This is a genomic window from Nonomuraea sp. NPDC005730 (assembly GCF_040630865.1).
Classification (GTDB): domain Bacteria; phylum Actinomycetota; class Actinomycetes; order Streptosporangiales; family Streptosporangiaceae; genus Nonomuraea.
The window spans coordinates 1-24,302 of the sequence record NZ_JBEXYK010000002.1 but is presented as its reverse complement, the minus strand read 5'-3'; the positions used below and the strand labels follow the sequence as shown (position 1 = coordinate 24,302).

Genomic DNA, 24,302 nt, shown 5'->3' with positions numbered 1-24,302 from the left:
GCGCCCCCGCGGCGTGCCCGTACCTTTCGTCCGGGACACTGGTCGCAGGAACCAGACGAACGGACAAACAGCATGGAACACCGCACACTCGGACGTACAGGACGTCAGGTCGGCGTCGTGGGCCTCGGCGCCTGGCAGCTCGGCGCCGACTGGGGCGAGGTGAGCGAGGACGAGGCGTTCGCCACCCTGGAGGCGGCCGTGGCGGCGGGCGTCACGTTCGTCGACACCGCCGACGTCTACGGCGACGGCCGCAGCGAGCAGATCGTCGGCCGCTTCGCCAAGGCACATCCCGGGCTCACCGTGGCCACCAAGATGGGCCGCCGGATGGCGCAGGTGCCGGCCAACTACGTGATGGACAACTTCCGCGCCTGGAACGAGCGCTCCCGGCGCAACCTCGGCGTGGACACCCTCGACCTGGTCCAGCTCCACTGCCCGCCCACCCCCGTGTACTCCTCCGACGCGGTCTTCGACGCCCTGGACACGCTGGTCGCCGAGCGGAAGATCGCGGCGTACGGCGTCAGCGTGGAGACCTGCGAGGAGGCGCTGACCGCCATCGCCAGGCCGGGCGTGGCGACCGTGCAGATCATCCTCAACGCGTTCCGGCTCAAGCCGCTGGAGCGGGTCCTGCCCGCCGCCCGCGCGGCCGGGGTGGGCGTCATCGCCCGCGTCCCGCTGGCCAGCGGCCTGCTGTCGGGCCGCTACGACGAGCACACCGTGTTCGCCCCCGACGACCACCGCACCTACAACCGGCACGGCGAGTCGTTCGACGTCGGCGAGACCTTCTCCGGCGTGGAGTTCGGCACCGGCCTGGAGGCGGTGCGGCGGCTGGCCGGGCTGGTGCCCGAGGGGGCGTCCATGGCTCAGTTCGCGCTGCGCTGGATCCTCGACCAGCCCGGCGTCTCGGTCGTCATCCCCGGCGCGCGCAACCCCGGCCAGGCACGGTCCAACGCGGCGGCGGCCGACCTGGCTCCGCTCCCCGAGGAGACGCTGGAGGCCGTGCGGGCCGTCTACGACGAGCTGATCCGGCCGCAGGTGCACGACCGGTGGTGAACCGTTGACGGTACGGCTTCCCGCGCTCTAATGTTTAGGAAACTTTCCTAAGCAATTCTCGCCGCGCGCACACCTCCGAGGAGCCCCGCATGAACGCGAGAAGATGGACCGCCGGCTGCGCCGCCCTCGCCACGGGTCTGGTCCTGCTGGGCGCCCCGGCCGCCTCCGCCGCGCCCACCGGCTGCACGTACCAGCTCAACCAGGCCGAACGCTGGGCCACCAGCTACTGCCCGAGCGGCACCGGCGAGCACCGCATCCACGTGATCCAGCGCCACTTCCTGCCCGAGGTCGGCCTGATCCCGATCGAGGGCCCGTGGGTGCCGGCCGGGCAGACCTCCTACACCGGGATCACGCCGCACACCACGGTGAGCGTCTGGGTGGACACCCGCGGATGAACACCAACGGATACGGCGGTTTCTGCCCGCACGCGAGCATGAACCCCAACGGATACGGCGGCTTCACCGCCCGCTGACAGGGGGCCTTCACCGCCCGCTGACACGGAAGCTTCGGCGCCCGCTGACACGGGGGGCTTCGGCGCCCGCGTCAGGGGTGGCTTGCGTCAGCGACCGCGGCCCCTTCGCCTGCCGTACGCCAGGTAGGCGATGGGCCCGAACGGCTGCACGAAGATGCCCAGCCACCAGACGCCCTTCCAGCCGTGGATCTCCCGCTGCGGCCGGCGCCACAGATCCACGGCGGCGGCCCCGGTGAGCACCAGCTCCGCCGAACCGAGCCGAGCAGCACCGCCCGCCGCCGGCCCGACATGTCACTCCATCGCATGGCCGAACACTCCGATCGACCCCTCTGAGGACAAAGCCTGTCATTCCGTCGTCTACCCCACCCGCCGCCTCCCGACAAGCCCCCTCTCGCCCGGCCGGCCCTCACCGCCGGATCGCGATCTCGTAGGAGTAGCGGTCGCCACGGTAGATCGACTTGGCCGCCTCGACCGCCCTTCCCCGCTGGTCGTAGGCCACCCGTTCGACCAGCAACGCCGGCGCCAGCGGCGCCGCCTCCAGCAGCTCCGCCTCCTCCGGCTCCAGCACCGTGGCCCTGATCGACTGCTCGGCCCGCTCCAGCCTGATCCGGTACGCCCCCGCCAGCACCTCGTACAGCGACCCGCCGAGCGGCCGGTCGAGCAGTCCGGGCACGAACGCGGCCGGCACGTGGGCACGCTCCAGGCACATCGGCGAACCGCTGGCCGTACGCACCCGGCACAGCCGCACGACCGGGTCCGCCGGGCTGATGCCGAGCGCCTGCCCCACCCGAGCCCCGGCGGGCACCTCGGCCGCCTCCAGCAGCCGCGACCCCGGCTCCAGCCCCCGCCCCCGCATGTCCTCGCTGAACGACGTCAGCTCGATCGTCTTGGCGATGCTCCGGTGCGCGACGAACGTCCCCGCCCCCTGGACCCGGTAGACCCGCCGGTCGGTCTCCAACCGGTCGACCGCCCGCCGCACGGTCAGCCTGCTGACCATGAACTCCTCGGCGAGATCGCGTTCGGCGGGCAGCCGTTCGCCCGGCTTCAGCTCGGTCTCGATGAGCGCGAGCAGATGGTCTGTGAGCCGGCCGATCTTCGTCACGGGTGGTCGTCCTCGGTCAGGGTGGTCCTCTTGACGCTCGAATCGTAATTGGGCTATACCAATCGAGCAAGTAGGGCAGTTTGCCCCCTGTGCCGGAAGAATGGGCTGTACCAAATGGATGTGGTGACCGCGATCGAAGGCGGCCTGGTCGTGAGCTGCCAGGCCCCCGAGGGCCACCCCCTCCGCGACCCGGACACCATCGCGCTCCTCGCCCGCTGCGCCGAACTCGGTGGCGCGACCGGCCTGCGCGTGAACGGCCCCGAGGACGTCCGCGCGGTCAAGGCCGCCACGGACCTCCCCCTGATCGGCCTGGCCAAGGTCCCCCGCCCCCACGCCCGCCCCCTGATCACCCCCACCTTCGCCCTGTGCGAAGCCCTGGTACGAGCCGGCGCCGACATGGTGGCCCTGGAGGTGACGGCGGAGGCCGAACCAACTGCGGGCGACCTGCCGTCCCTGGTCGAACGGGTGTGGAGGGAGCTGGGCGTGCCCGTCATGGCCGACGTCTCGACAGCGGAGGAAGGGCTGCTCGCCTGGAACCGAGGCGCAGCCCTGATCTCCACCACCCTCTCCGGCTACACCCCCTACACCACCCCCGCAGCCGCCGTCGATCCCGCCGCCCTCCTGAGGCCCGACGCGACTGACTCCGCCTCCCGCGCTGGGACCGGGTCCGCCCCTCGGCCGGGGCTTTCCTTTGAGCCCGATCTCGACCTGGTCGGCGAGCTCGCCGCCCTCGGGGTCCGTACGGTCGCCGAGGGCCGGCTCCGCACCGACGCCCACGTGGCGGAGGCGTTCGCCCGAGGCGCCTGGTCGGTCGTGATCGGCGCCGCCATCACCGACCCCCTCGCCCTCACCCGCCACCTCACCGCGGCCACCCCCAGGGGAAGCAGCCGATGACTCACGCCCGCCCCCACCACCCCGGCGAACCCATGCCCACCCCAAAAAGCCGCCCGGACAACACCCCAGCGGCACACCTCCCCCCGAACAGCCCCGCCCAACTCCCCCCAGACGTACGTCCGCACCCGAACAGCACCGCGCCACTCCCCGCAGACAGCACCCCCGCCGAACACCCCCGCGCGAAGATCGCCCCCACCGTGCGGCGCCACGCCACCGTGCGACGCCACGCGAACGCCATCCCCGCCGTGCTCGGCATCGACATCGGCGGTACCAAGACCGCCGCCGCCCTGATCCCGGCCACCCCCGGTACGGAGATCCGCCTCCCCGCCCGCGTCCCCACACCTGCCGGAGGCGGCGCCGCGGCGGTGCTGGCCGCCGCGCTGGACCTGGCCGAAGACCGCCTCGCCCAGGCACGCGCCGCCGGGATGGACGTCATCGCCTGCGGCGTCGGCAGCGCCGGGACGATCGGCGACAACGGCGTGGTCACGCACGCCACCGACGCCCTGCCCGGCTGGCGAGGCACCGACCTGGCCACCGCCTTCACCGAACGGCTCGGCCTGCCCGTCACCGTGCTCAACGACGTCCACGCCTGGGCGCTCGGCGAGGCCCGCCACGGCGCGGCCCGGGGCAGCCGCCTGGCCCTGGTCCTCACGATCGGCACCGGCGTCGGCGGCGCCCTCGTACGCGACGGCGAACTCCTGCGTGGCCGCAACGGCATGGCGGGCTCCCTCGGCCACACCCCGGCCGTCCTGCCTCCGAACGCCGACGCCGACCGCCCGTGCCCCTGCGGCGCGACGGGCCACCTGGAGGCGTACGCGTCGGGCCCGGCGATCCTGTCGGCCTACCACGCCCGCGGCGGCACCGCCCCCGACCTCGGATCCCTCCCCGCGACCCGACACGACACCAGGTCCCCCGACCTCGGATCCGACCCCATGGCCCGACACAACACCGGGTCCCCCGCCCTACGGGACCCGGCCGGAACCACCGCCCCGCGGAACCCCCTCGGGGCCACCGGGCAGCAGGCTGGGTCGGAGGACGCCGACCCCCTGGCCCATGAGGTGATCCGCGAGGCCGCCGTCATCCTCGGCCGATCGATCGCCTCCGCCGCCACCCTCCTGGACCCGGACGTGATCGTCCTGGGCGGCGGCGTCACCGGCCTCGGCGACCTCCTGACCGTCCCCCTGATCGAGACGATCCGCCGGCACGCGCCCCGCGGCCTCGCCGCCGCCCCCGTCCGGCTCTCGACCCTGGGCTCACACGGAGCCGTGCTGGGCGCGGCCTCGGCCGTCAGGCCCTGACTCCGGAGCAGCACGTACCGGCCGACCGGCGTCAGCCGCGGGGCGGGAGGTGCAGCCAGATGTCGGGCGGCCCCAGGACGGGCCGGGCGTCGGTGAGCCGCAGCCCCGTGTACGCGCAGCAGTACGCCACAGCCTCTCCCTGGTAGAGAAAGGCGTTCAGCACCTCGTCCGCCGAGCTGTCCGGCGACACCCAGCCGCCGCCCGGATACGCGTCCCACTCCTCGACGACCCCGTTCCGCGAGCTGCAGCCCTGGTTGCCGCCCTTCGGATCGGCGTACATCGCGTAGCAGACGGTCCCGGCCGAGAGGCGGTTGATCACGTCGGCGCTCGTCACCTCGCAACCCCGGCGCCGGCTGACCACGCAGCCGCCCGGCACGTCGGTGGCCCCCACCAGACCGTTCCCCTCACGCGGGTACGGCTCGTCGAGGACCCCGTCGATCCCGGCTCCCTCGGCCACCGTCGCCCCCAGCCGCCGCGCGGCCTCCGCCGCGGTGACGCCCGCGACGCACACCAGCTCCAGCCCGTCGTACGCGAAGTCGCCCAGGGCCTCGATCAGCCGCTCGGCCTCCACGACGGCGGCGATCTCCGCCTCCGCCAGCGTGGGCTTGTCGCGCGGGAAGGGGAAGAACAGGCCCGGATTGGGGCCGGCCAGGCTGAGCCGACCGGGCGACCAGCCGCCCGTCATCGGCCGCCACGGATCGGCCCCCGCGGCGACCAGGGCGAGCGCGTTGTCCCTTTGATGGGCGAACACGGCCCGCCAGAGGGCGCTGTGCCCGTCGTACGCGGCATCCACATCGCCGACCCGGCGGGCCAGCTCGGCGACCACCTCGGGCGAACCGTACTCGGCCGCGAGGTGGAGGGGCGGCCCCTCATGCCACAGGTCGGCATGCGGATCGGCGCCGGAGTCGAGGCGGGCGCGGATCTCGCTCAGATCGGACCAGTCATCCCAGCTCAAGCCGACCCATCCGGCTTCCTTGGTGACAACCACGACACTCCCCCAGAGGCAGCTTATCGAACACCAGTACGAGCATATCGCGGCTCCGGTGCCGGACACTCCCCGACGGCCCGCCCGGCCCCGCCTGCGCGACCGTCCGCGCGGGGCAGGCCCAGGAGAGCCGCACAAGCCTCTGACCATGGACGTCGGCCACCCGAGGCGGCCGGCGATCAGTCAAAACCCTAAGCGCAGCGTCGCCGCACCTCGACCAGGAGTGACATAACCGTGCCCTTCCGGCGGTACACCCCTGTCTCCGTCGGTGCGTCTCCTCACGTCCGGACCATCCGTCCCTGGAGTCACGCCATGGAAGACGGGAGACCGGCCCCCAGGCGAACACCCCCGGCCTCGCCACAGATAACGAATTCGGGCTAACATCGCCACATGGCGATTGATTCTGAAGGTGGCCGTTGTGTCAGTGCCGACATCGCCGCCGGCATCTCCCCCGCGGCCGCGCTGTTCCACTCCCTGGCCGACGAGACCCGGCTGCGCATCGTCCAGCGCCTGGCCCGCGGCGAGGCCCGCGTGGTCGACCTGACCACCCAGCTCGGCCTGGCCCAGTCCACGGTGTCCAAGCATCTGGCCTGCCTGCGCGACTGCAGCCTGATCGACTACCGCGCCGAGGGCCGCCAGTCGTTCTACTCCCTGACCCGGCCCGAGCTGATGGACCTGCTCGCCGCCGCCGAGCAGCTGCTGGCCGCCACCGGCCACGCCGTGACGCTGTGTCCCGCCCCCGTCGGGGCCACAGAGGAGCCGATGTCGTGACCGCCGCGCACCTCACCGCCCCGGCGCGCCGGACGGCCCTGCGGCGGCGCATCCGCCTGCTGGTCGCGGCCACCATCACCTACAACGTGATCGAGGCGGTGGTGGCCATCACCGCCGGCACCCTGGCCTCCTCCGCCGCGCTGGTCGGGTTCGGCCTGGACTCGGTGGTGGAGGTCGCCTCGGCCGCCGCGGTGGCCTGGCAGTTCTCCGCGGCCGACCACGAGCGCCGCGAGCGGGCCGCGCTGCGCGTCATCGCGATCTCCTTCTTCGCGCTGGCCGCCTACGTCACGTTCGACGCCGTCCGTACGCTGCTGGGGGTGGGCGAGGCCGAGCATTCGCCCCCCGGTCTGATCCTGGCCGCGTCGTCGCTGGTGATCATGCCGTTCCTGTCCCACGCGCAGCGCCGCGCCGGACGCGAGCTCGGCTCCGCCTCCGCGGTGGCCGACTCCAAGCAGACCCTGCTGTGCACCTACCTGTCCGGCGTGCTGCTGGTGGGACTGGCGCTCAACAGCCTGTTCGGCTGGTCCTGGGCCGATCCGGTCGCCGCGCTGGTGATCGCCGCCGTCGCGGTCAAGGAAGGCCGCGAAGCCTGGCGCGGTGACGCCTGCTGCGCCGTCCCGGCCGGCCCTGGGGAGCAGGCGGACGGAAGCACCTCCTGCTGCTCCTGCTGCTCCGCGCCCGGAGAATGACAGGCCGCGCATCCCTGGGGAGAGGTGAGGAGCGTGAACACCGTCATGGTCGGGGTCGTCATGGTGGCGGCGACGTTCGCCACCGCGACGCTGTCGGCGGTGGCCGGGTTCGGTGGCGGGGTGTTGCTGCTGCCGGTGTTCGTCGCGGTCCTGGGCACCCGCGACGCGGTCGCGGTGCTGACCGTCGCGCAGCTCGCCGGCAACGGCAGCCGGGTGTGGTTCAACCGGGACGAGGTCGACCGGCGTCCGGTGGGCGTCTTCGCGGCCGGGGCGGTGCCCGCCGCCGCGGCCGGCGCGCTGGTGTTCGCCGCCGCCCCGCTGGCCGCGCTGACCCGGGTCATCGGGGTGTTCCTGCTGGTCATGGTGGTCTGGCGGCGTCGGCGGCCGCAGGGCGTCCGGCTGGACGACGCGGCGTTCGCGGCCGTCGGAGCCGTGTCCGGGTTCGGTTCGGCGCTGGTCGGCTCCACGGGGCCGATGGTCGCCCCGTTCTTCCTGGCCCGCGGCCTGCTGCGCGGCGCCTACATCGGCACCGAGGCCGCGGCGGCGGTGGTGATGCACCTGACCAAGCTGGTCGTCTTCGGCGCGGCCGCCGTGCTGACCACGTCCGGCGTCGCCACCGGGCTGGCCCTGGCGCCGGCGAGCGCGGCCGGGGCCTGGGCGGGCAAGAAGATCGTCGACCGGCTGCCCGCCGGCGCGTTCGTGGTGGTGGTCGAGGTGGGGCTGGTCGCGTCCGGGCTGGTGCTCGTCGTCACCGGAGGCTGAGGATCCGGCCGTCCGAAGCCGGACGACGGACGACGTCAGGCCCCGGGCCACGACGGCCGGACACTGACCGCCGGGGCCCGCCCGCGCCGGAACGTCACGCCTCGCGGAGCCGGGCGGCCTGGCGCGCGAGGTGGTCGCGTTCGGGGAGGCTGGGCGCCGACCGGGCGGCCTCGGTGTAGAGCCGCGCCGCGGTGACCGGGTCGCCGGCACGTTCGTGCAGGTAGGCCGCGACGGCGGCGTGGCGGGGCAGGGCCGGGTCGAGCCCGGCCAGGGCGGCCAGACCGGCGTGCGGGCCGTCGGCCTCGCCGACGGCGACGGCCCGGTTGAGGCGGGCCACCGGGTTGCCGGTGAGGCGCACCAGCTCGTCGTACCACTCGACGATCTGCGGCCAGTCGGTCTCCCCGGCCGTCGGGGCGTCGGCGTGCAGCGCGGCGATGGCGGCCTGGGCCTGGAACTCGCCCAGCCGGTCGCGGGCGAGGGCCGCCTGGAGCACGTCGACGCCCTCGGCGATCAGGCGGGTGTCCCACAGGCCCCGGTCCTGCTCGGCGAGGGGCACAAGGCTCCCGTCGGGAGCGGTGCGTGCCGGCCGCCGGGCGTGGTGCAGCAGCATGAGCGCGAGCAGGCCCGCGACCTCCTCGTGCCTGATCCTCGCCGCGAGCAGGCGGGTGAGCCGGATCGCCTCGGCGGCGAGGTCGACGTCGCCGGAGTAGCCCTCGTTGAAGACCAGGTAGAGCACGCGCAGCACGGTGGCGACGTCGCCGGGCTGGTTGAACCGCACGCCGGAGACGGTGCGCTTGGCCCGGCTGATCCGCTGCGCCATGGTCGCCTCCGGCACCAGGTACGCCTGCGCGATCTGGCGCGTGGTCAGGCCGCCGACCGCGCGCAGCGTGAGCGCGACGGCCGAGGCCGGCGTCAGGGACGGGTGCGCGCACAGGAAGTACAGCTGGAGCGTGTCGTCCACCGCCTCCCCCGGGCCCGGCGGGGGCTCGCTCTCGACGCGGGTCTCGCGGTGCCGCCGGGAGGCGTCGGCGCGGGCGGCGTCGAGGAACTTGCGCCAGGCCACGGTGACCAGCCAGCCCTTGGGGTCGCGGGGCGGGTCGTCCGGCCACACGCGCACGGCCTCGGACAGGGCGTCCTGGACGGCGTCCTCGGCCGCCGCGAAGTCCGCGCCGCGGCGGACGACGACACCGATCACCGCGGGCACCAGCTCCCGCAGCAACGACTCGTTCACCGGGCCACCAGGTGCGGCCTGGTCAGGAAACGACTCGTTCACTCGGCCACCAGGTGCGTCCCGGTCAGGAACGGCCGCACCTCCAGCCACTCGTGGATCGGCTCGCCGCCCGCGCCCGGCGCCGCGGACAGCTCGCCGGCCAGGTGCAGCGCCCGTTCGTAGCTCTCGACGTCGATCACCATCCAGCCGGCGATCAGGTCCTTGGTCTCGGCGAACGGGCCGTCTGTGACCGGCGGCCGCCCCTCGCCGTCGTAGCGGACGAACGTGCCCTCGGGCGAGAGCCCCTGACTGTCGACGAACTCGCCGCTCTCCTGGAGCCGGGCGGCGAAGTCCCGCATGTACTGGACGTGGGCCGCGACCTCCTCCGGCGTCCACTGGCCCATCGGCACGTCGTTGACCGCCGCCGGCGCGCCCCGGTAGTGCTTGAGCAGCAGGTATTTGGCCATCAGGTTCTCCTTCGAGCTGTCCGGCCCAGTCTGGCGGGGTTCCGCCCCCGGGACCAAACCCAGCCCCGATTCGGTTTGACGTTGACGTTGCGTCAACTTCTAGCATCGGGGCCATGTCGATCACCGTTCTTGACACCCGCTCCGCCATGCGGCGGATCCTGTCGGCCCCGCTGGCGGACCGCGCCGGCCTGCTGCGTTCGATGCTGGAGCCCAACGCCGGCATGTACCGCTACTACCCCGGCGAGGTCGATCTGGTGTCCGTGCATCTCCAGACGTCCGGGTTTCCCATCGACCGTGACGAGGAGCGTTGCCTCGACGCGCTGGACACCCTGGAGGCGGCCGGAGCGTGGGAGCGGATGCAGCGCGCGCTCGACGACGCGCTCGCCGTGCTGCTGGAGGCGACGCCGGGGATGGAGGTTCCGGACATCACCGTGCTGTTCGTGCTCGGCGATCCGGCTGACGAGCATTTCATGGGGCCCTGCCAGGGGGTGACCGGGTTCGGCGGCATCTCGGGGAACATCGCCATCACGTTCTGGCCCTTCCCCGAGAACGTGGAGCGGCTGGAGGCCACCGCCGTGCACGAGCTCCACCACAACCTGAGGTTCAGTCCCGGCGGGGTCGTGTGGGACCCGGCGACCGTCACGGTCGGCGAGCACGTCGTCTCCGAGGGCCTGGCCGACGCCTTCGCCCGCCAGCTCTACGGCGACGAGCTCGGCCCCACCCGCATCGGCGTGCCGCACCTGCACGACGACGCGGTCTTCGACAAGGTGCTCACCGGTCTCGACGTGACGGGCATGGAGAACTTCACCGCCTGGGTGCACGGCGACGCCGGCGCCGAGCACCTCGGCGTCACCCCGGTCGGCCTCCCGATGGGCGCCGGGTACGCCGCGGGCAACCGGCTGGTCGACGCCTACCTGGCGGCGACCGGCCGGACGGCGGCGCAGGCCCTGCACGCCGACAGCGCGGAGGTCATCGCGACCACGCTCCGCCGCGGGTGACACTGGAACGATGGAGTGGACGATCCAGGAGCTCGCGGCCAGGGCCGGCGTCAGCAGCCGCACCCTGCGGCACTACGACAGCGTCGGGCTCCTGGCCCCGTCCCGGGTGGGCGCGAACGGCTACCGCCACTACGACTCCACCGCGGTCCTCCGGTTGCAGCGGATCCTGCTCCTGCGCCGGCTCGGCATGGGCCTGCCGGCCATCGCCGAGGTCCTGGCCGAGGAGGTGGACGCGGGCGACGGGCTGCGCGCCCACATCGCCGCGCTGGAGGAGGAGCGCGACCGCATCGACCGGCAGATCAGGTCCGTGCGTCACGCGCTGGACGCCCTGCTGGCGGGGGCGGAACCGCGGATGGACGTCATGCTGGCCGGGTTCAACGACCACTACAAGGACGACGTGATCGCACGCTGGGGCGAGCGCGCGTTCCAGGTGAGCAACGACTGGTGGCACGGCAAGACGCTCGACCAGCAGCGGGCCTGGAGGCGGGCCGCCGAGGACCTGGTCGCCGCGTGGGTCGCCGCGGTGCGGGCCGGGGTCTCCCCCACCTCCGACCGCGCCCAGTCGCTGGCCGCCCGGCACGTGCGGTGGCTGAGCCAGATCCCGGGCACGCCCACGGCCGAGGGTGACCGGGAGCGCTCGATCGAGATGGTGAGCTGCCTCGGCGACATGTACGTCGACGACCCCAGGTTCGCCGCCATGTACGAGGACGCCGCCGGGGCGAGGTTCGTCCGCGACGCGTTGCAGGCGTACGCGCGTACCCGGATGTAGGACGCGTCGCAGGCGTACGCGTACCCGGATGTAGGACGCGCTGCACGCGTGCCCGCGTACCCGGATGTGAGCGGTCATCCCTCGCGTCCCTGGACGGGCGGAGGGATGATCGAGGGCATGCGGGTCCTGTCCCTGTGGCTGTTCGCGGCGTTCCTCATGGTCACGGCGTGCGGTGACGACGCCCCCAGGAACCCCGCGCTGCGGGCCGAACTGTTGAAGATGCTCAAGGCGGACCAGGAGTTACGCACCCCGGAGGCCAGTCAGGAGGACTGGGACCGGATCGAGAAGGCCAACACCGAACGCATGCGGCAGATCCTCGACGCGTACGGCTGGCCGGGGTTCGCGCTGGTCGGCAAGGACGGCGCGCAGGCGGCGTGGACGCTCGTCCAGCACGCCGACCGCGATCTGGCGTTCCAGCGCCGGGGCTTGGAGATGATGCGGCGGGCGGTGGACGACGGCGACGCCGACCCGTCCGAGCTGGCCTACCTGGTGGACCGGGTGCGGGTGGCGGAGAAGAAGCCCCAGGTGTACGGGACGCAGTGGGAGACCACCCCCGAGGGCGAATGGCGACCCCGCACCCCGAAGGACGAGGCGCGGGTCGACGAACGGCGCGCGGAGGTGGGTCTCAAGCCGCTGAAGGACTACCTGAAGGAGCTCCAGTCACTGAAATGAGCACCTGAAGCTCGCGACGTGCTCAGCCGTGGTGATTTCCCGGCCCTCGCGGCGTGCTCAGAAGTAGCGGGACGTCAGGTCCGTCGTGGGCCAGGAGGAGACGGTGACCTTGTTCATGTCGTCGTCGAGCGTGTCGAAGTCGAGCGACCCGGTCTCCTCCCTGCGGTTGAACACGACCGCGTAGCTGAAGCCGTTCTGCAGCCGGGCCAGGTAGGAGTACGTGCCGGGCATCGAGCCGTCGTGCCAGGTGTTGAGGTGGCCGGTGACCTGGCGCACCCACCAGCCGCCGCCGTACCAGGACCCGTACTGGTTGACGCCGATCTCCGGCTTGGCGACCAGCTTGGCGATCGAGGCCGAGCTCAGCACCGTGCCGGGCCTGTCGAAGGCGAGGGTCCAGCGGACCAGGTCGACGGCGGAGGCGAGCCAGCCGCCGTTGGCGTCCTGGTTGGGCATGTTGAAGCCGCCGTACTGGTAGGGGACGACGGTGCCGGAGGCGTCCACCACCGACTTGTTCGTGTACTGCGACTCGTAGGCGATCTCGCCGGGCGCGGCCTCGCTGCGCAGGCTGCGGCCGAGCCGCATGCGGGTGATGCCGAGCGGCTGGAGCAACTTGCTCTTGACGTACGACTCGTACGACATGCCGGAGACCTTCTCGATCACGCGGCCCAGCAGCAGGTAGCCGTAGTTGCTGTAGACCATCTTGCTGCCGGGGTCGAAGTCGAGCCGCCGGGCGGTGGCGTACTTGACGATGTCGGCGTGGCTGATCGGCAGCGGCACGTCGAGCGCGGCGGAGATGGTGTGGTCCAGCCAGAGCTGGTCCTTGGAGACGCCGCGGTCCCAGCCGCCGAGGTGCTGCATGAGGCGCAGCACGGTGACCTCGCCCATGCGCTCGTCGAGGGGGGTGAGCCCGAGGAGCTGGGTGACCTTGGCCGACAGGCTGAGCTTGCCGTCCTGCACCAGCCGCATGATCGCGGCGGAGGTGATGTTCTTGCTCAGGCTGGCGATCCGGAACAACGACGTCGGCGAGACCGCGGGCAGCGCCCTGGAGAAGTCGTTGTAGCGGTAGCCCCGGGCGAGCACGATCTTGCCGCTCTTCATGATGGCGAGTTGCGCGGCGGTGATCCGCCGGTCCAGCACGAACTTCTTCAACAGGTTGTCGAAACCGGCGAGCGAGGCGGGCGCGACGCCCGACATCTCGACCCCGGGCATGGGTCTGGCCGCTCGGGCCGCTGTTCCGGGCGCGAGGATCGCGGCCGGAACAGCGATCGCGCCTGTTTTGAGAAGGTTTCGCCGGGACAGCAGCGTCACGTCAGGGCCCCCAAGTCACATCCGTACCATTAGGCCCCGTATCTTACGGATTTTTCGGTCATCCTTGACAAGGGTCTGCCAGATCGCGTCCGGCCGCAGCCCGGCGGCCTCGCCGCCGGGCCGGAGCGCCGAGCGGGGCTAGACCCGGGTCATCGTCGACTGGTAGCCGCCGCCGGGCCACTCCCAGGCACCGGCGTTGGTGTCGCCGTTCTCGCTGAACTTGCCGACGAAGCGGGCGGGCGAGCCCTGGTCGCCGTACCAGATGGTCAGCGTGTCGCCGCTGACCTCCCAGGTGTACTTGAGGATCTCGGCGGACTGGCCGAAGAGGTGCGACTTGAGGGTCTTGCTCTCCTCGTCGTAGCCGATGTACTCCACGGCCTTGGTGTCGACCAGGTCGACGTGCTGGACGAGGAAGTTGCCGCCCTCCAGCCATTCGAAGCGCACGGTGCCGGCGTCGGTCGCCTTGCCGTCCTCGACGTTGCTGACCCGCCAGGTGCCGATGAGGACGTCGAGCTGCCGGAGCGCGGGATTGGGGGATTTATCGGTCATGGTGGTTTCCCTCCGTTTCAGGGTGACAGTGCACGGCTTGGCGCGGCGGGACCAACGGCCCGATGCCGTCCGGCGAGGGCCGGTGATTTCGCGACTGACCTGCGAGGACACCGATCGGCGGCACTCCGGTCGCTCGTCAAGCATCCCTTGGTGTCGAGCCGATTGTCCACTGAAAGAGCACGTTGAAAGAAGCCGCGACACGGGCGTCGTGCGATTCTCGGGAAGAAATGCTTTCGTGCGGGAATTGTCGCGCGGCAGCGAATAGGCTGGAGGATTTTCATGGATTCGCCGTCGGTCTTCCGCAGGCCGCCGGCCCGCATCCCCGGCGCCGCTCCCGCCCCGCCCTCTCCTCCCGCCGCACCGCCGGCCGCTCCCCCCGCCCCTCGCCCCTCGCCTGAGCAGGCCGTTCATGAGCAGGCCGACCATCTCGACCCCAAGGAGACGCATGTGAGCCGCCGTGGCTGGGTGCTGTTCGCCCTGATGTCCGTGATCTGGGGCATCCCCTACCTCCTCATCAAGGTCGCGGTCGGCGGCGTGCCGGTACCCGTGCTGGTCTTCGCGCGCACCGCGATCGGCGCCGCGCTGCTGCTGCCGCTGGCGATCCGCGGCGGGCAGCTGGCGATGGTCCGGCGGTACTGGCGGCCGGTCATCGCGTTCGCCTTCCTGGAGATCCTGGCGCCCTGGTGGCTGCTGTCGGACGCCGAACGGCGGCTGACCAGCTCGACCAGCGGCCTGCTGATCGCCGCGGCCCCCATTCTCGGCGTGGCGCTGGCCCGCCTGAGCGGCGGCAGCGAACGGCTCGGCAGGGCTCGCTGGACCGGGCTGGTGATCGGCCTGGCCGGCGTCGCCGTGCTGGCCGGGCCGCACCTGGGCGGCGGGGACGCCTGGGCGATGGGCGAGGTGCTGCTGACCGCGCTCTGCTACTCGATCGCCCCGCTCGTCGCCGACCGGCACCTGCGGGACCTGCCCACCATCCCGCTGACCGCCGCCTGCCTGACGCTGGCCGCGCTGGTCTACACGCCCGCCGCGATCTGGACCTGGCCGTCCGCCATGCCGAGCTGGCAGGTGCTGGCGGCGCTGGGCGGCCTCGGCGTGGTCTGCACCGGGCTGGCGTTCGTGGTGTTCGTGGAGCTCATCAAGGAGGCCGGGCCGTCGCGGGCGCTGGTGTCGACGTACATGAACCCGGCGGTGGCGATCGTCGCCGGGGTGCTGATCCTGGACGAGCCGCTGACCGCCCTGATCGTCGTCTCGTTCGCGCTGATCCTGGGCGGCTGCGTGCTGGCCACCCGCGCAGAGAGGGAGCCGCACGCTCCGGCGGCCGGCCCGCCGGAGCGGGCCGAAGAACTGGAAGTACGGTCCTGACCCGTTCTCGTGGTCGAGGCGTTGCAGGAAGCTGCCGGACGCGGGCAATTAGCTGAAGCCCGCATTCCCGATTCCGCGGTCGCACATCGAAGAAAATCATTGGTATCCGGCAACCAAGAAATCGATGGGTGACCTTCCGATGACCACAGAACTGCTCCGCGATTTCATCGCGCACGCCGAGAGAGAACCGTCCGCACCGGCGCTGCGCACCAGGACGGAGAAAGTCAGCTACGCCGAACTGGCCGCCATGGCCGGACGGGCCCAGAAAGAACTCGACGCCTTTCCGCCGGGCCCGGTCGCGGTGCTCGCCCGTAAATCGCCGCAGGCGGTCGCGCTCGTGCTCGGCTGCCTGGCGGCCGGGCGTCCGCTGCTGCTGCCGCCGATCGACCTCGGCGCGGTCGCGCTCGGCGAGCTGTGCGCACGGGCGGGCTGCGTCGAGGTGCTGGCCGCCACCCCCGAGGACGCCGCCGAACACCCCGACGTGGTCACCGCCGTGATCGGCGGGCACGGCGGCGGGCACAGCGGCGGGCACAGCGGCGGGCCTGCGCTCCCCGACCCGGTGGCGGTCGCCGGCCAGGACACCGCGTTCATGCTGACCACGTCCGGCTCGACCGGCACCCCGAAGATCGTCCCGCTGTCGGCGGGCGCGGTGGCGCGGTTCACCGGCTGGGCCGGCGACGCGTTCGGCCTCGGCCCCGGCGAGGTGGTGTTCAACTACGCGCCGCTCAACTTCGACCTGTGCCTGCTGGACGTGTGGGCCACGCTGCGGCACGGCGGATGCGTCGCCCTGGTCGACCCCGCGCTGGCCGCCAACCCGCGCTACGTCTGCGACTTCTTCGCCGCCTGCGGGGTCACCGTCGTCCAGGGCGTGCCCATGCTGTACCAGCTGCTGGAGGAGGGCGTCTTCCCCGGCGTGCGGCACGTCATCGTCACCGGCGACCACGCGCCGGTCCCGCTGCGCGCCGGGCTGCCGCGCCGGTTCCCGCGCGCCCGGCTGCACAACGTCTACGGCTGCACCGAGACCAACGACAGCTTCTGGCACGAGTTCGACGCCGCCGAGGCGGCCGGGCCCGCCCCCCTGCCGATCGGCCGCCCGCTGCCCGGCGTCGTCGTGGCCTTCGGCCCTGATCTGGCCCCCGTCCCGCCGGACGACGGCGGCACCGAGCTCCTGGTCTGGACGCCCTTCCAGACCGAGGGGTACGTGACGCCGGACCCGGCCGCGGCGACCGGCAGGTTCGTGACCGGTCCGGACGGCCGCCGCTTCTTCCGCACCGGCGACCTGGTCCGCCGGGACGCCGCCGGCCGGCTGTTCCTCGTCGGCCGGGACGACTTCCAGCTCAAGGTGCGCGGCATCCGGGTGAACCTGGAGCAGATCGAGCGGGTGCTGCTGGAGCACGACGACGTCCTGGAGGCCGCCGTCGTCCCGGCCGTGGACGGCGCCGAGACCCGGCTCACCGCGTTCGTCCGCGGGACCGGGCCGGGGCGATTGTCGGGGCTGCGCCTGCGTACGCACTGCGCGATGCGGCTGCCGCGGGCCGCGATCCCGTCCGCCATCAGGCTGGTCGAGCAGCCGTTCCCGCGTACCTCGACCGGAAAGGTGGACCGAAAGCGCATCGGCTGACACGCAAAGGCCAATTGCGGGCACGCGCATTCTCGGAGATGCGACCGCGTGCGCGCGCGTGTGATGCTGCCTTTCGTGGACATCACACTCCAGATTAAAGAATTCGTGGTGACCGAGTATCTCCCCGATACTCCGCCCGACGAACTCGAGGCCGACTACGACCTTTTCCGTAACGGGGTCATCAGCAGTCTGGGCCTGTTGAAGCTCATCGGCTGGATCAAGGACCGGTTCGACGTCCCGGTCGACGAGCTCGACATCGCCCCGGAGAACTTCCGGACCGTGGCGGCCATTCGTGAATTCGTCGGAAAAGCATTATCAGCACCAGCAGAACGGACACTGCAATGATCATCCGCAAGATCTCTGACGTGACGCCGGTCGAGTGGGGGAACGGCCTGAGCCACCGCTTCCTGGTCGAGCGCGACGGCATGGGCTACTCGCTCACCGACACGATCGTCTGGGCCGGCACCAGCTCCCCCCTCCAGTACCGCAAGCACCTGGAGGCGTGCTACTGCATCAGCGGGCGGGGCGCCGTGATCGACGCCGACGGCCGCCAGCACGTCCTGGAGCCGGGCACCATGTACGCCCTCGACCAGAACGACCCGCACCACCTGATCGCCGACCCCGGCGAGGACCTGCGGCTGATCTGCGTCTTCTCCCCCGCGCTGCAGGGCGACGAGCGGCACCAGCTCGCTGAGGCTGAGTTCTCCCACTACTGACGGATCTGGTCACCCATGGACGAGTGGAGCGACACACACCGCGAGCTCAGGGCCGAGTTCGCGGACTGGTACGAGGTGCTGGGCGAAGGCCACCTGGACGCCGACCGGGACGCCGACCGGACCGCCGGCCTGCCGGCGCACCAGTGGGAGCAGGTGCGCGCCTCCGGGCTGCTGCGCCTGCCGTTCTCCCCCGAATGGGGCGGCCGCGGCCTGGACCTGCTCAGCACCATGTACGTCCTGGAGGGGCTCGGCGAGGGCTGCCGGGACGGCGGGCTGTGCTTCTCGCTCTGCACGCAGATCGTGAGCGCCGGGATCCCGCTGCAACGCTTCGGCAGCCCCGAGCTGAAGGCCCGCCACCTTCCCGGCATCTGCGCCGGCACGACGATCACCGCGCACGCGATCACCGACCCCGGGGGCGGGTCCGACGTGCTGGGCATGGGCATGACCGCCAAACCGGACGGCGACGACTGGATCCTCGACGGGGACAAGGTGTTCGTGACCAACGGCCCGGTCGCCGACCTGATCGTGGTCTACGCGGTGACCGACCGCGACCTGGGCCCGTTCGGCCTGACCGCCTTCCTGGTCGAACGGGACACCCCGGGCCTGCTGACCGGCCCGGACGTGCCCAAGATGGGGTTACGCACGTCCCCGCTCGGCGAGCTGACCCTGCGCGACTGCCGGGTGCCGGCCGGCAACGTGGTGGGCCGGCCCGGCATGGGCTTCACCGTGCTGGAGCACGTGATGCGGTGGGAGATCCTGTGCTCCTTCATCGTCCAGGCCGGCGCGATGCGGCACCGGCTGGACCGCTGCGTCGAGCACGCCTCCCGGCGCCGCCAGTTCGGCCGGCCGATCGGCTCGTTCCAGATGGTCGCCGGCCAGATCGTGGACATGAAGATCGGCGTGGAGACCGCCCGGCGCTGGTTGTACGACGCCGCGCGCGGCTTCGCCGCCGGCCGGGACGTCGCCACCGACATCGCGATCGCCAAGGTGGTCACCAGCGAGGCGAACGTCAGGTCGGCGCTGGCCGCGATCCAGATCTTCGGCGGCAGCGGCTACCTGACCGGGACCGGGCTGGAGAAGGACCTCCGGGACGCGGTCGGCGGCACCATCTACTCCGGCACCTCGGAGATGCAACGGATCCGCATCGCCCGGATGCTCGGCCTCAAGGAGTCACACACATGACCGCTGACCTGGCCGCCACGAAGTTCCTGGACGCCGGCCACCCCGTGGTTCGCGAGTTCGCCGAACGGGCCGTCGAGGGCGCCACCACCCCCACCGAGCAGGCCGTACGCCTCTACTACAAGGTGCGGGACACCATCCTGTACGACGTCTACGACATCGACATGTCCCGCGACGGCCTGCGGGCCAGCACGATCATCGCCCGGGGCAGCGGCTTCTGCCTGCACAAGTCGGTGGTGTACGCCGCCGCCGCCCGTGCCCTCGGCATCCCGTCCCGGCTGGTGTTCGCCGACGTGCGCAACCACCTGGCGTCCGGACGGCTCAAGGAGCTCGTCGGCGGCGACGTGTTCCGCTTCCACGGCCTGGTCTCCGTCCAGCTCGAAGGCCGCTGGGTGAAGGCCACCCCCGTGTTCAACAAGATGTTGTGCCGGCTGTACCGCCTGAAGCCCCTGGAGTTCGACGGCACCGCCGACAGCGTCTACCACCCGCACGACGAGTCAGGCCGGCGGCACATGGAGTTCCTGCACTGGCACGGCGAGTTCGACGACTTCCCCTACGAGCTGGTCCTGGAGGGCTTCAGGACGTCCCACCCCGGGCTGCTGGGCGGCCGGGACCAGACCGTGAAGGGCTCGCTGACCGCGGAAGCGGGCGTCTGACATCCATCGACGAAGTCCTTATGAGAGGTATCCGTTGAACGAGCGCGTCAAGTACACCCTGAACGAGGACGACATCCCGTACACGTGGCTGAACATCGCCGCGGACTTCGGCGAGCCGGCCCCCATCCTCGACCCGGCCACCGGCGCGGCGATCACCCGGGCCGAGCTGTGCAGGACGATCGCCGAGCCCCTGGTGGACCAGGAGCTCAGCACCGAGCCGGAGTTCGAGATCCCCGGCCCGGTACGCGACATCTACCGCCAGTGGCGGCCCACCCCGCTCTACCGGGCGCGCCGCCTCGAACGCGCCCTCGACACCCCCGCCCGCATCTACTACAAGTACGAGGGCGTCTCGCCGGTCGGCAGCCTCAAGCCCAACTCGGCGGTGCCGCAGGCGTACTACAACAAGCAGATCGGCAAGACGGGGCTGGTCACCGAGACGGGCGCGGGCCAGTGGGGCAGCTCGATCGCCTCGGCCGCGGCCATGTTCGGGCTGAGCGCGCAGGTGTTCATGGTGGGCGTCAGCTACCGGCAGAAGCCGTACCGCCGGGCCCTCATGGAGGCGTACGGCGCGGTCTGCAACTCCAGCCCCAGCCCGCTGACCGCGGCCGGACGGGCCGTGCTGGCCGAGGACCCCGACCACCCCGGCAGCCTCGGCATCGCCAAGTCCGAGGCCCTGGAGGTCGCCTACGCCAACCCCGACCTGGGCTACACCCGCGGCAGCTCGCTCAACCACGTGTGCGCCCACCAGACCGTCATCGGCCAGGAGGCGATGCTCCAGATGGAGCTCGCCGAGGACTACCCGGACATCGTGGTCGGCCCCTGCGGCGGCGGCAGCACCCTGGCCGGGATGTGCATCCCGTTCCTGCGCGACAAGCTGCGCCGCGGGCGCGAGATCCGGCTCGTCGCCGCCGAGCCGGTCGCCTGTCCCACCCTGACCCGTGGCCGCATCGCCTACGACCACTCCGACGCGGCCCGGCTCACCCCGTTGTCGCGGATGCACACGCTGGGCCACAAGTTCGTGCCGCCGCCCGTGCACGCCGGGGGGCTGCGCGCCCACGACATCTCGCCGCTGATCAGCCGGGCCGTGGAGAACGGGCTGATGGAGGCGGTCGCGGTGCGGCAGTCCGCCTGCTTCGAGGCAGGCGTGCTGTTCGCCCGCGAGGAGGGCATCGTGCCCGCCCCCGAGTCGGCGCACGCGGTGCGGGCCGCCATCGACGAGGCGCTGCGCTGCCGCGAGCAGGGCCAGTCGAAGGCGATCCTCATCGCGCTGTCCGGGCACGGGCACTTCGACATGGCCGCGTACGAGAAGTTCCAGGCCGGGCTGCTGCCCGACGACGAGCCGACGGACGAGGACCTCGAACACGGCCTGTCCAGCATCCCTGACCTGGCACGCGCCTGACCGGGCGGTGACGCGCGGCCCGCCCACCGGCGGGCCGCGCCGTCATGCCGGGGACGCCGGGACGACGGCGACGCGCCGGCTAGCGCTGCTTGAGCCGGAGGGCTTCCTTGCGGGTGTCTGCCTGGACGGTGCGCTCCCGCTCCAGCCAGTCGGGGTTCTCCGCCTTCAGCGCGTCGATCTCGGCGGTCGTGAGCGGCTCGGTGATCCCGGCCCTGAGCAGCCCCGAGATGGACACCCCGAGCTTGGCGGCGACGACCTGCTTGGGATGCGGCCCGTTACGCCGCAGGTCGGCGAGCCACGCGGGCGGCTTGGCCTGCAGCTCGTTCAGCTCGTCCCTGGAGACGACGCCCGCCTGGAACTCCGCGGGCGTGGCCGAGAGAAGGACACCCAGCTTCTTGGCCGCCGTCTCGGGCTTCATCGTCTGGATGCTCTTCGGTTTGGACGAGGTCATGCCCCAAGCCTAGCCAGTCGGGACAGCGTCCCCGACATCGATACCCTGAGGACGTGACTGACGAGAGCGGCGAAGACTTCCGGCTGGCGTACGCGCCCGGCGTGACCCCCGCCAAGTGGGCCGGTGTCTGGGCCGAGAGGCTGCCCGACGTGCCGCTCACGCTGGTCACGGCCCCCACCCCCGAGGCGCTGGCCCTCCTGCGGGGCGGCGGGGCCGACGCCGCGTTCGTCAGGCTGCCGATCGACCGCGAGGGCCTGAGCGCGATCCCCCTCTACGTCGAGACCACGGTGGTCATGGTGCCGAAGGACCACGCTGTGGCCGCCGCCGACGAGGTGACCCTCGCCGACCTGGCCGAGGAGGACATCTTCCACCCCCTCGACGACACCATCGAGTGGGCGTCGCGGCCCGGGCAACCGGCCTTCACCCGTCCCGCCACCACGGCCGAGGCGGTCGAGATGGTGGCCGCCGGCACCGGCCTGCTCCTGGTCCCCCAGTCGCTGGCCCGCCTCCACCACCGCAAAGACCTCACCTACCGCCCGGTGACGGACGCGCCCCAGTCCCAGGTCGCCCTGGCCTGGCCCACGGACGCGACCACCGACCTGGTGGAGGACTTCATCGGCATCGTGCGCGGCCGCACGGTCAACAGCTCCCGGGGCCGTGCCCCCGCCGCCCCCGCCGCCCCCGCCGCCCCCGCCGCCCCCCAGGAGAAGCAGGCACGACGCCAGCCCCCCAAACCCGCCCAGAACCGCGCCGGTCGCCGCGCCGCGCCGACGAGCCGCAAGAAGAAGGGTCACCGTCCCCGCTGACGGCGGCGTCCCGGCGACCGGGCGGGGGCTTGACGGCGGGGACAGGGCGGCTACTTTCTCTTAAGAAGCTTTCCTAACAGTGCACTGCCTGACGACCCACTGGAGGTCAGCACATGCGCGCGAGAAAGCACTTGGCCCTCCCCCTCGCGACCGTCCTCACCACTGTCGCCCTCTTCGGCGCCGCCTCCCCTGCCCACGCCACCCCGACCGGCTGCACCACCGGCCGGGACGGCAAGACCGCCTGGGCGTACTGCAGCGGCGGTTCCGGCAACTACGCCGTGGTCATCCGCGTCACCCATCCGGACCCCACGGTGGGCTCGTGGCCGGAGGTCGGCCCCTGCGTCTCCCCCGGCCAGCGGTCGGAGTACACGCCGTACCACAACATCCCGTTCACCGTCACCGGCATCACCTACTGCTGAACCGGGGAAGGCAGGGCAGCCGGTCTCCGTCGCCTACGTGACGATGAGACCGGCGTCCGCCAGCACGGACATGAACAACCCGCCGCACAACAACGCGATGGGCCACACCCGCTGGGTGAGGGCGACCAGGATTCCGGCGAGAAGTGCCACCAGAGCGACGATGGTGAGGGCGTCCATGTGAGTGTTCCTGCCCGTAGGGGGTGGTCTCAGCCGCTGGGGGTCAGAGCTGGCCGAGCTTCGGGATGAGCTCGCTGAGCACCCAGAGCGCCAGACCGAGTGCGAGCAGGTTGACGCGCGCGCCGCCGATGTTGAAGGCGGACAGGACGAAGCAGGCCAGGGCGAGGATGAGCAGGATGAGAGTGATCATGCCGGCTTCCACTTCTGTAGCTGGGGTGGTTGCACAGCGCTACCCGTGATCATCCGATGTAGGCATGACCGCCCGTACGTCCGCCTGACCGGGCCCGGACCGAGGGGCTTGTCAGGCCGGGGCGAGCTGGAGGAAGTGGATCGCCGTGTTGGCTCGGCAGCCGATGCGTTCGTAGACAGGCTGCCCGGCCGGCGTGGCGTGGAGGACCAGCCGCCGGTGCCCGCTCCGCCTGCCGCCCTCGTGGATCGCCTTGCGGGTGACGGCCTCGCCGTACCCCTTGCGCATCTCCGCCGGCAGGGTGGCGACCAGCGCCAGGAAGATCGAACGTGGCCCGGCGACGGTGGCGGCGCAGGTCACCGGCCGTCCGTCGCGGTATCCGAGGTAGGCGTGCACGTCGCCGCGCCACAGTTCGGAGCCGGCCAGGGCGAGCCTGCCCGCCTCGGGCGTCATGCCGTAGGCGCGTGCGTTGATGTCGCCGTACGCGGCGAGCTGCTCCTCGTTCTCCACCCGCCGGAACTCCAGGTCCGGATGATCCGGCTCGGGCACGGACAGATCGCCCGCCATGCCCCGGCCCGAGAACGCCGGCTCCAGCCCGGCCTCGGCCGCGCGCCGGAACAGGCTCTCCCGCGCCTGGAGGCTCAACAGATCCTCGAAGATCCATAGATATCCGCTTTCGGACCTGCCCCTCATGAAGGACGCCGCGCGTGCCAGCCGCTCGCCGAGCGCGTCCGCCGGGATGCCCGTACCGGCCAGGGTCACGGTGTTCCAGAAGCCGAAGGGGCTGTCGGCCCACATGTGCACGACGCCGTCGTCCGTACCGATCCGGCCGCCTCTGTCCCGTACCAGCTCGCTCCAGACGGCGACGAGATGGTCCCTGGACTCCACGGCCTCTTCGAGCGATGACACGACCGGCCCCTTTCCCAAGAAGACGCCACCAGCGGCTCAAGCGGATGGTACGACGCGGGCCTCCCGGCCGTACGTTCCCTGCGGTACCCGACTGTGCTTCCCTCAGTAGTGGTGACCGGTGGCGCCCCGATCGGGAAGCGGGCAAGCCATCGAAGAGCGGCTAGCCCCGTTTTCCGCACGTTGGATGGTTTGAAGATCGCTGGGTTGCTGGGGTGATCGTCATCGCGGTATGACCTGGCTGGTGAGACAGCGTGCGCAGTGGGGCAAAGCCAGTGTCGAGAAGATGCTCGGAGCATTACCGGTCATCGCCGGGTTCTGCTCGCGGTTGCGGATCCGGGAGTTGGTGGATGCGGCCTGCCCGGTGCGAGATGTCGCGGAGTTGACCCATGGCCAGGTGATCGAGGTGCTGGTGGCCAACCGGCTG

31 protein-coding genes are annotated in these 24,302 nt (G+C 71.8%); 20 read left to right on the top strand and 11 right to left on the bottom strand.

Annotation, left to right across the window (positions count from 1 at the left end; translation table 11 throughout):
* The first annotated feature begins 72 nt into the window (after nt 1-72).
* Together ABZ444_RS02765 and ABZ444_RS02760 are read left to right on the top strand one after the other, a co-directional pair.
* Complete coding sequence (locus ABZ444_RS02765) at nt 73-1,050, top strand: aldo/keto reductase (protein ID WP_357991707.1); 978 nt, start codon at nt 73-75, stop codon at nt 1,048-1,050.
* Between the two features lie 89 nt (nt 1,051-1,139).
* Entirely contained in the window at nt 1,140-1,445 is a 306-nt protein-coding gene (locus ABZ444_RS02760) for a hypothetical protein (protein ID WP_357965446.1), read from the top strand.
* A 164-nt stretch (nt 1,446-1,609) separates the two neighbouring features.
* On the opposite strand, the gene ABZ444_RS02755 is transcribed toward ABZ444_RS02760, so the two are convergent.
* Nucleotides 1,610-1,762: a PLDc N-terminal domain-containing protein gene (locus ABZ444_RS02755; RefSeq protein WP_357991704.1), complete on the bottom strand. Its 153-nt coding sequence runs from the start codon at nt 1,760-1,762 to the stop codon at nt 1,610-1,612.
* Between the two features lie 166 nt (nt 1,763-1,928).
* Nucleotides 1,929-2,624 (bottom strand): GntR family transcriptional regulator, encoded by a 696-nt coding sequence (locus ABZ444_RS02750; protein ID WP_357991701.1) that lies wholly within the window; start codon nt 2,622-2,624, stop codon nt 1,929-1,931.
* 114 nt (nt 2,625-2,738) lie between these two features.
* Here ABZ444_RS02750 and ABZ444_RS02745 point away from each other — a divergent pair, with 114 nt between their 5' ends.
* Nucleotides 2,739-3,518: an N-acetylmannosamine-6-phosphate 2-epimerase gene (locus ABZ444_RS02745; protein WP_357991699.1), complete on the top strand. Its 780-nt coding sequence runs from the start codon at nt 2,739-2,741 to the stop codon at nt 3,516-3,518.
* 215 nt (nt 3,519-3,733) lie between these two features.
* The gene (locus ABZ444_RS02740) at nt 3,734-4,816 is read left to right on the top strand and encodes an ROK family protein (protein ID WP_357991696.1); all 1,083 of its coding nucleotides are present in this window, start codon (nt 3,734-3,736) and stop codon (nt 4,814-4,816) included.
* Nucleotides 4,817-4,847: 31 nt separating this feature from the next.
* On the opposite strand, the gene ABZ444_RS02735 is transcribed toward ABZ444_RS02740, so the two are convergent.
* Nucleotides 4,848-5,771, bottom strand: a complete 924-nt coding sequence (locus ABZ444_RS02735) for an ankyrin repeat domain-containing protein (RefSeq protein ID WP_357991693.1) — start codon at nt 5,769-5,771, stop codon at nt 4,848-4,850.
* A gap of 420 nt (nt 5,772-6,191) precedes the next feature.
* On the opposite strand from ABZ444_RS02735, the gene ABZ444_RS02730 reads away from it, so the two are divergent.
* The 3 genes from ABZ444_RS02730 to ABZ444_RS02720 are packed head-to-tail and all read left to right on the top strand — an operon-like array spanning nt 6,192 to nt 8,023.
* The gene (locus ABZ444_RS02730) at nt 6,192-6,572 is read left to right on the top strand and encodes a metalloregulator ArsR/SmtB family transcription factor (protein ID WP_357991691.1); all 381 of its coding nucleotides are present in this window, start codon (nt 6,192-6,194) and stop codon (nt 6,570-6,572) included.
* Complete coding sequence (locus ABZ444_RS02725) at nt 6,569-7,261, top strand: cation transporter (protein ID WP_357991688.1); 693 nt, start codon at nt 6,569-6,571, stop codon at nt 7,259-7,261. The genes ABZ444_RS02730 and ABZ444_RS02725 overlap by 4 nt, the downstream gene beginning before the upstream one ends.
* Before the next feature lie 33 nt (nt 7,262-7,294).
* Nucleotides 7,295-8,023, top strand: coding sequence for a sulfite exporter TauE/SafE family protein (locus tag ABZ444_RS02720; protein WP_357991685.1), 729 nt, complete (start codon nt 7,295-7,297; stop codon nt 8,021-8,023).
* A 94-nt stretch (nt 8,024-8,117) separates the two neighbouring features.
* Here ABZ444_RS02720 and ABZ444_RS02715 read toward each other — a convergent pair whose 3' ends face one another.
* Both ABZ444_RS02715 and ABZ444_RS02710 read right to left on the bottom strand, forming a co-directional pair.
* The gene (locus ABZ444_RS02715; RefSeq protein WP_357991682.1) at nt 8,118-9,254 is read right to left on the bottom strand and encodes a DUF6596 domain-containing protein; all 1,137 of its coding nucleotides are present in this window, start codon (nt 9,252-9,254) and stop codon (nt 8,118-8,120) included.
* A 38-nt stretch (nt 9,255-9,292) separates the two neighbouring features.
* A complete protein-coding gene (locus tag ABZ444_RS02710; protein ID WP_357991679.1) occupies nt 9,293-9,700 on the bottom strand; it encodes a YciI family protein in 408 nt (135 codons plus the stop codon).
* A 113-nt stretch (nt 9,701-9,813) separates the two neighbouring features.
* Here ABZ444_RS02710 and ABZ444_RS02705 point away from each other — a divergent pair, with 113 nt between their 5' ends.
* From ABZ444_RS02705 to ABZ444_RS02695, 3 genes are all read left to right on the top strand, one after another.
* Nucleotides 9,814-10,698 (top strand): DUF2268 domain-containing putative Zn-dependent protease, encoded by an 885-nt coding sequence (locus ABZ444_RS02705; protein WP_357991676.1) that lies wholly within the window; start codon nt 9,814-9,816, stop codon nt 10,696-10,698.
* Nucleotides 10,699-10,708: 10 nt separating this feature from the next.
* On the top strand, nt 10,709-11,467 hold the full coding sequence (locus tag ABZ444_RS02700) for a TipAS antibiotic-recognition domain-containing protein (protein ID WP_357991673.1): 759 nt from the start codon (nt 10,709-10,711) through the stop codon (nt 11,465-11,467).
* A gap of 117 nt (nt 11,468-11,584) precedes the next feature.
* A complete protein-coding gene (locus ABZ444_RS02695; protein ID WP_357991671.1) occupies nt 11,585-12,139 on the top strand; it encodes a DUF6624 domain-containing protein in 555 nt (184 codons plus the stop codon).
* Nucleotides 12,140-12,196: 57 nt separating this feature from the next.
* Here ABZ444_RS02695 and ABZ444_RS02690 read toward each other — a convergent pair whose 3' ends face one another.
* Nucleotides 12,197-13,348 carry a serine hydrolase domain-containing protein gene (locus ABZ444_RS02690; RefSeq protein ID WP_357991668.1) on the bottom strand — a complete coding sequence of 384 codons (1,152 nt, stop codon included), beginning with the start codon at nt 13,346-13,348 and terminating at the stop codon, nt 12,197-12,199.
* Nucleotides 13,349-13,585: 237 nt separating this feature from the next.
* A complete protein-coding gene (locus tag ABZ444_RS02685; protein WP_357991665.1) occupies nt 13,586-13,996 on the bottom strand; it encodes a hypothetical protein in 411 nt (136 codons plus the stop codon).
* A gap of 279 nt (nt 13,997-14,275) precedes the next feature.
* Between ABZ444_RS02685 and ABZ444_RS02680 the strand changes: the two genes are divergently transcribed.
* The 7 genes from ABZ444_RS02680 (at nt 14,276) to ABZ444_RS02650 (ending at nt 20,929) form a co-directional block, all read left to right on the top strand.
* Complete coding sequence (locus tag ABZ444_RS02680) at nt 14,276-15,358, top strand: DMT family transporter (RefSeq protein WP_357991662.1); 1,083 nt, start codon at nt 14,276-14,278, stop codon at nt 15,356-15,358.
* A gap of 139 nt (nt 15,359-15,497) precedes the next feature.
* Nucleotides 15,498-16,979: an AMP-binding protein gene (locus ABZ444_RS02675; RefSeq protein ID WP_357991659.1), complete on the top strand. Its 1,482-nt coding sequence runs from the start codon at nt 15,498-15,500 to the stop codon at nt 16,977-16,979.
* Between the two features lie 75 nt (nt 16,980-17,054).
* Complete coding sequence (locus ABZ444_RS02670; protein WP_357965495.1) at nt 17,055-17,324, top strand: acyl carrier protein; 270 nt, start codon at nt 17,055-17,057, stop codon at nt 17,322-17,324.
* Nucleotides 17,321-17,695 (top strand): ectoine synthase, encoded by a 375-nt coding sequence (locus ABZ444_RS02665; protein ID WP_352323183.1) that lies wholly within the window; start codon nt 17,321-17,323, stop codon nt 17,693-17,695. The genes ABZ444_RS02670 and ABZ444_RS02665 overlap by 4 nt, the downstream gene beginning before the upstream one ends.
* A gap of 15 nt (nt 17,696-17,710) precedes the next feature.
* Nucleotides 17,711-18,877 carry an acyl-CoA dehydrogenase family protein gene (locus tag ABZ444_RS02660; RefSeq protein WP_357965499.1) on the top strand — a complete coding sequence of 389 codons (1,167 nt, stop codon included), beginning with the start codon at nt 17,711-17,713 and terminating at the stop codon, nt 18,875-18,877.
* Nucleotides 18,874-19,530, top strand: a complete 657-nt coding sequence (locus tag ABZ444_RS02655) for a transglutaminase-like domain-containing protein (RefSeq protein ID WP_357991656.1) — start codon at nt 18,874-18,876, stop codon at nt 19,528-19,530. Before ABZ444_RS02660 ends, ABZ444_RS02655 begins: the two co-directional genes overlap by 4 nt.
* A gap of 34 nt (nt 19,531-19,564) precedes the next feature.
* Nucleotides 19,565-20,929 (top strand): TrpB-like pyridoxal phosphate-dependent enzyme, encoded by a 1,365-nt coding sequence (locus ABZ444_RS02650; protein WP_357991653.1) that lies wholly within the window; start codon nt 19,565-19,567, stop codon nt 20,927-20,929.
* 79 nt (nt 20,930-21,008) lie between these two features.
* Here the strand turns inward: ABZ444_RS02650 and ABZ444_RS02645 are convergent, their stop codons facing one another.
* Nucleotides 21,009-21,380, bottom strand: a complete 372-nt coding sequence (locus tag ABZ444_RS02645) for a DUF5997 family protein (RefSeq protein ID WP_357991650.1) — start codon at nt 21,378-21,380, stop codon at nt 21,009-21,011.
* Between the two features lie 53 nt (nt 21,381-21,433).
* Here ABZ444_RS02645 and ABZ444_RS02640 point away from each other — a divergent pair, with 53 nt between their 5' ends.
* Both ABZ444_RS02640 and ABZ444_RS02635 read left to right on the top strand, forming a co-directional pair.
* Nucleotides 21,434-22,186 (top strand): LysR family substrate-binding domain-containing protein, encoded by a 753-nt coding sequence (locus ABZ444_RS02640; RefSeq protein WP_357991647.1) that lies wholly within the window; start codon nt 21,434-21,436, stop codon nt 22,184-22,186.
* 113 nt (nt 22,187-22,299) lie between these two features.
* Complete coding sequence (locus ABZ444_RS02635; RefSeq protein ID WP_357991644.1) at nt 22,300-22,605, top strand: hypothetical protein; 306 nt, start codon at nt 22,300-22,302, stop codon at nt 22,603-22,605.
* Between the two features lie 33 nt (nt 22,606-22,638).
* On the opposite strand, the gene ABZ444_RS02630 is transcribed toward ABZ444_RS02635, so the two are convergent.
* The 3 genes from ABZ444_RS02630 to ABZ444_RS02620 all read right to left on the bottom strand — a co-directional run bounded on the left by ABZ444_RS02630 (nt 22,639) and on the right by ABZ444_RS02620 (nt 23,878).
* The gene (locus ABZ444_RS02630; protein ID WP_357991641.1) at nt 22,639-22,782 is read right to left on the bottom strand and encodes a hypothetical protein; all 144 of its coding nucleotides are present in this window, start codon (nt 22,780-22,782) and stop codon (nt 22,639-22,641) included.
* Nucleotides 22,783-22,825: 43 nt separating this feature from the next.
* A complete protein-coding gene (locus ABZ444_RS02625; RefSeq protein WP_357965514.1) occupies nt 22,826-22,972 on the bottom strand; it encodes a hypothetical protein in 147 nt (48 codons plus the stop codon).
* Nucleotides 22,973-23,083: 111 nt separating this feature from the next.
* Nucleotides 23,084-23,878 carry a GNAT family N-acetyltransferase gene (locus ABZ444_RS02620; protein WP_357991638.1) on the bottom strand — a complete coding sequence of 265 codons (795 nt, stop codon included), beginning with the start codon at nt 23,876-23,878 and terminating at the stop codon, nt 23,084-23,086.
* Nucleotides 23,879-24,107: 229 nt separating this feature from the next.
* Between ABZ444_RS02620 and ABZ444_RS02615 the strand changes: the two genes are divergently transcribed.
* A partial coding sequence (locus ABZ444_RS02615) for a DUF4277 domain-containing protein (RefSeq protein WP_357991635.1) occupies nt 24,108-24,302 on the top strand: 195 nt, incomplete at its 3' end.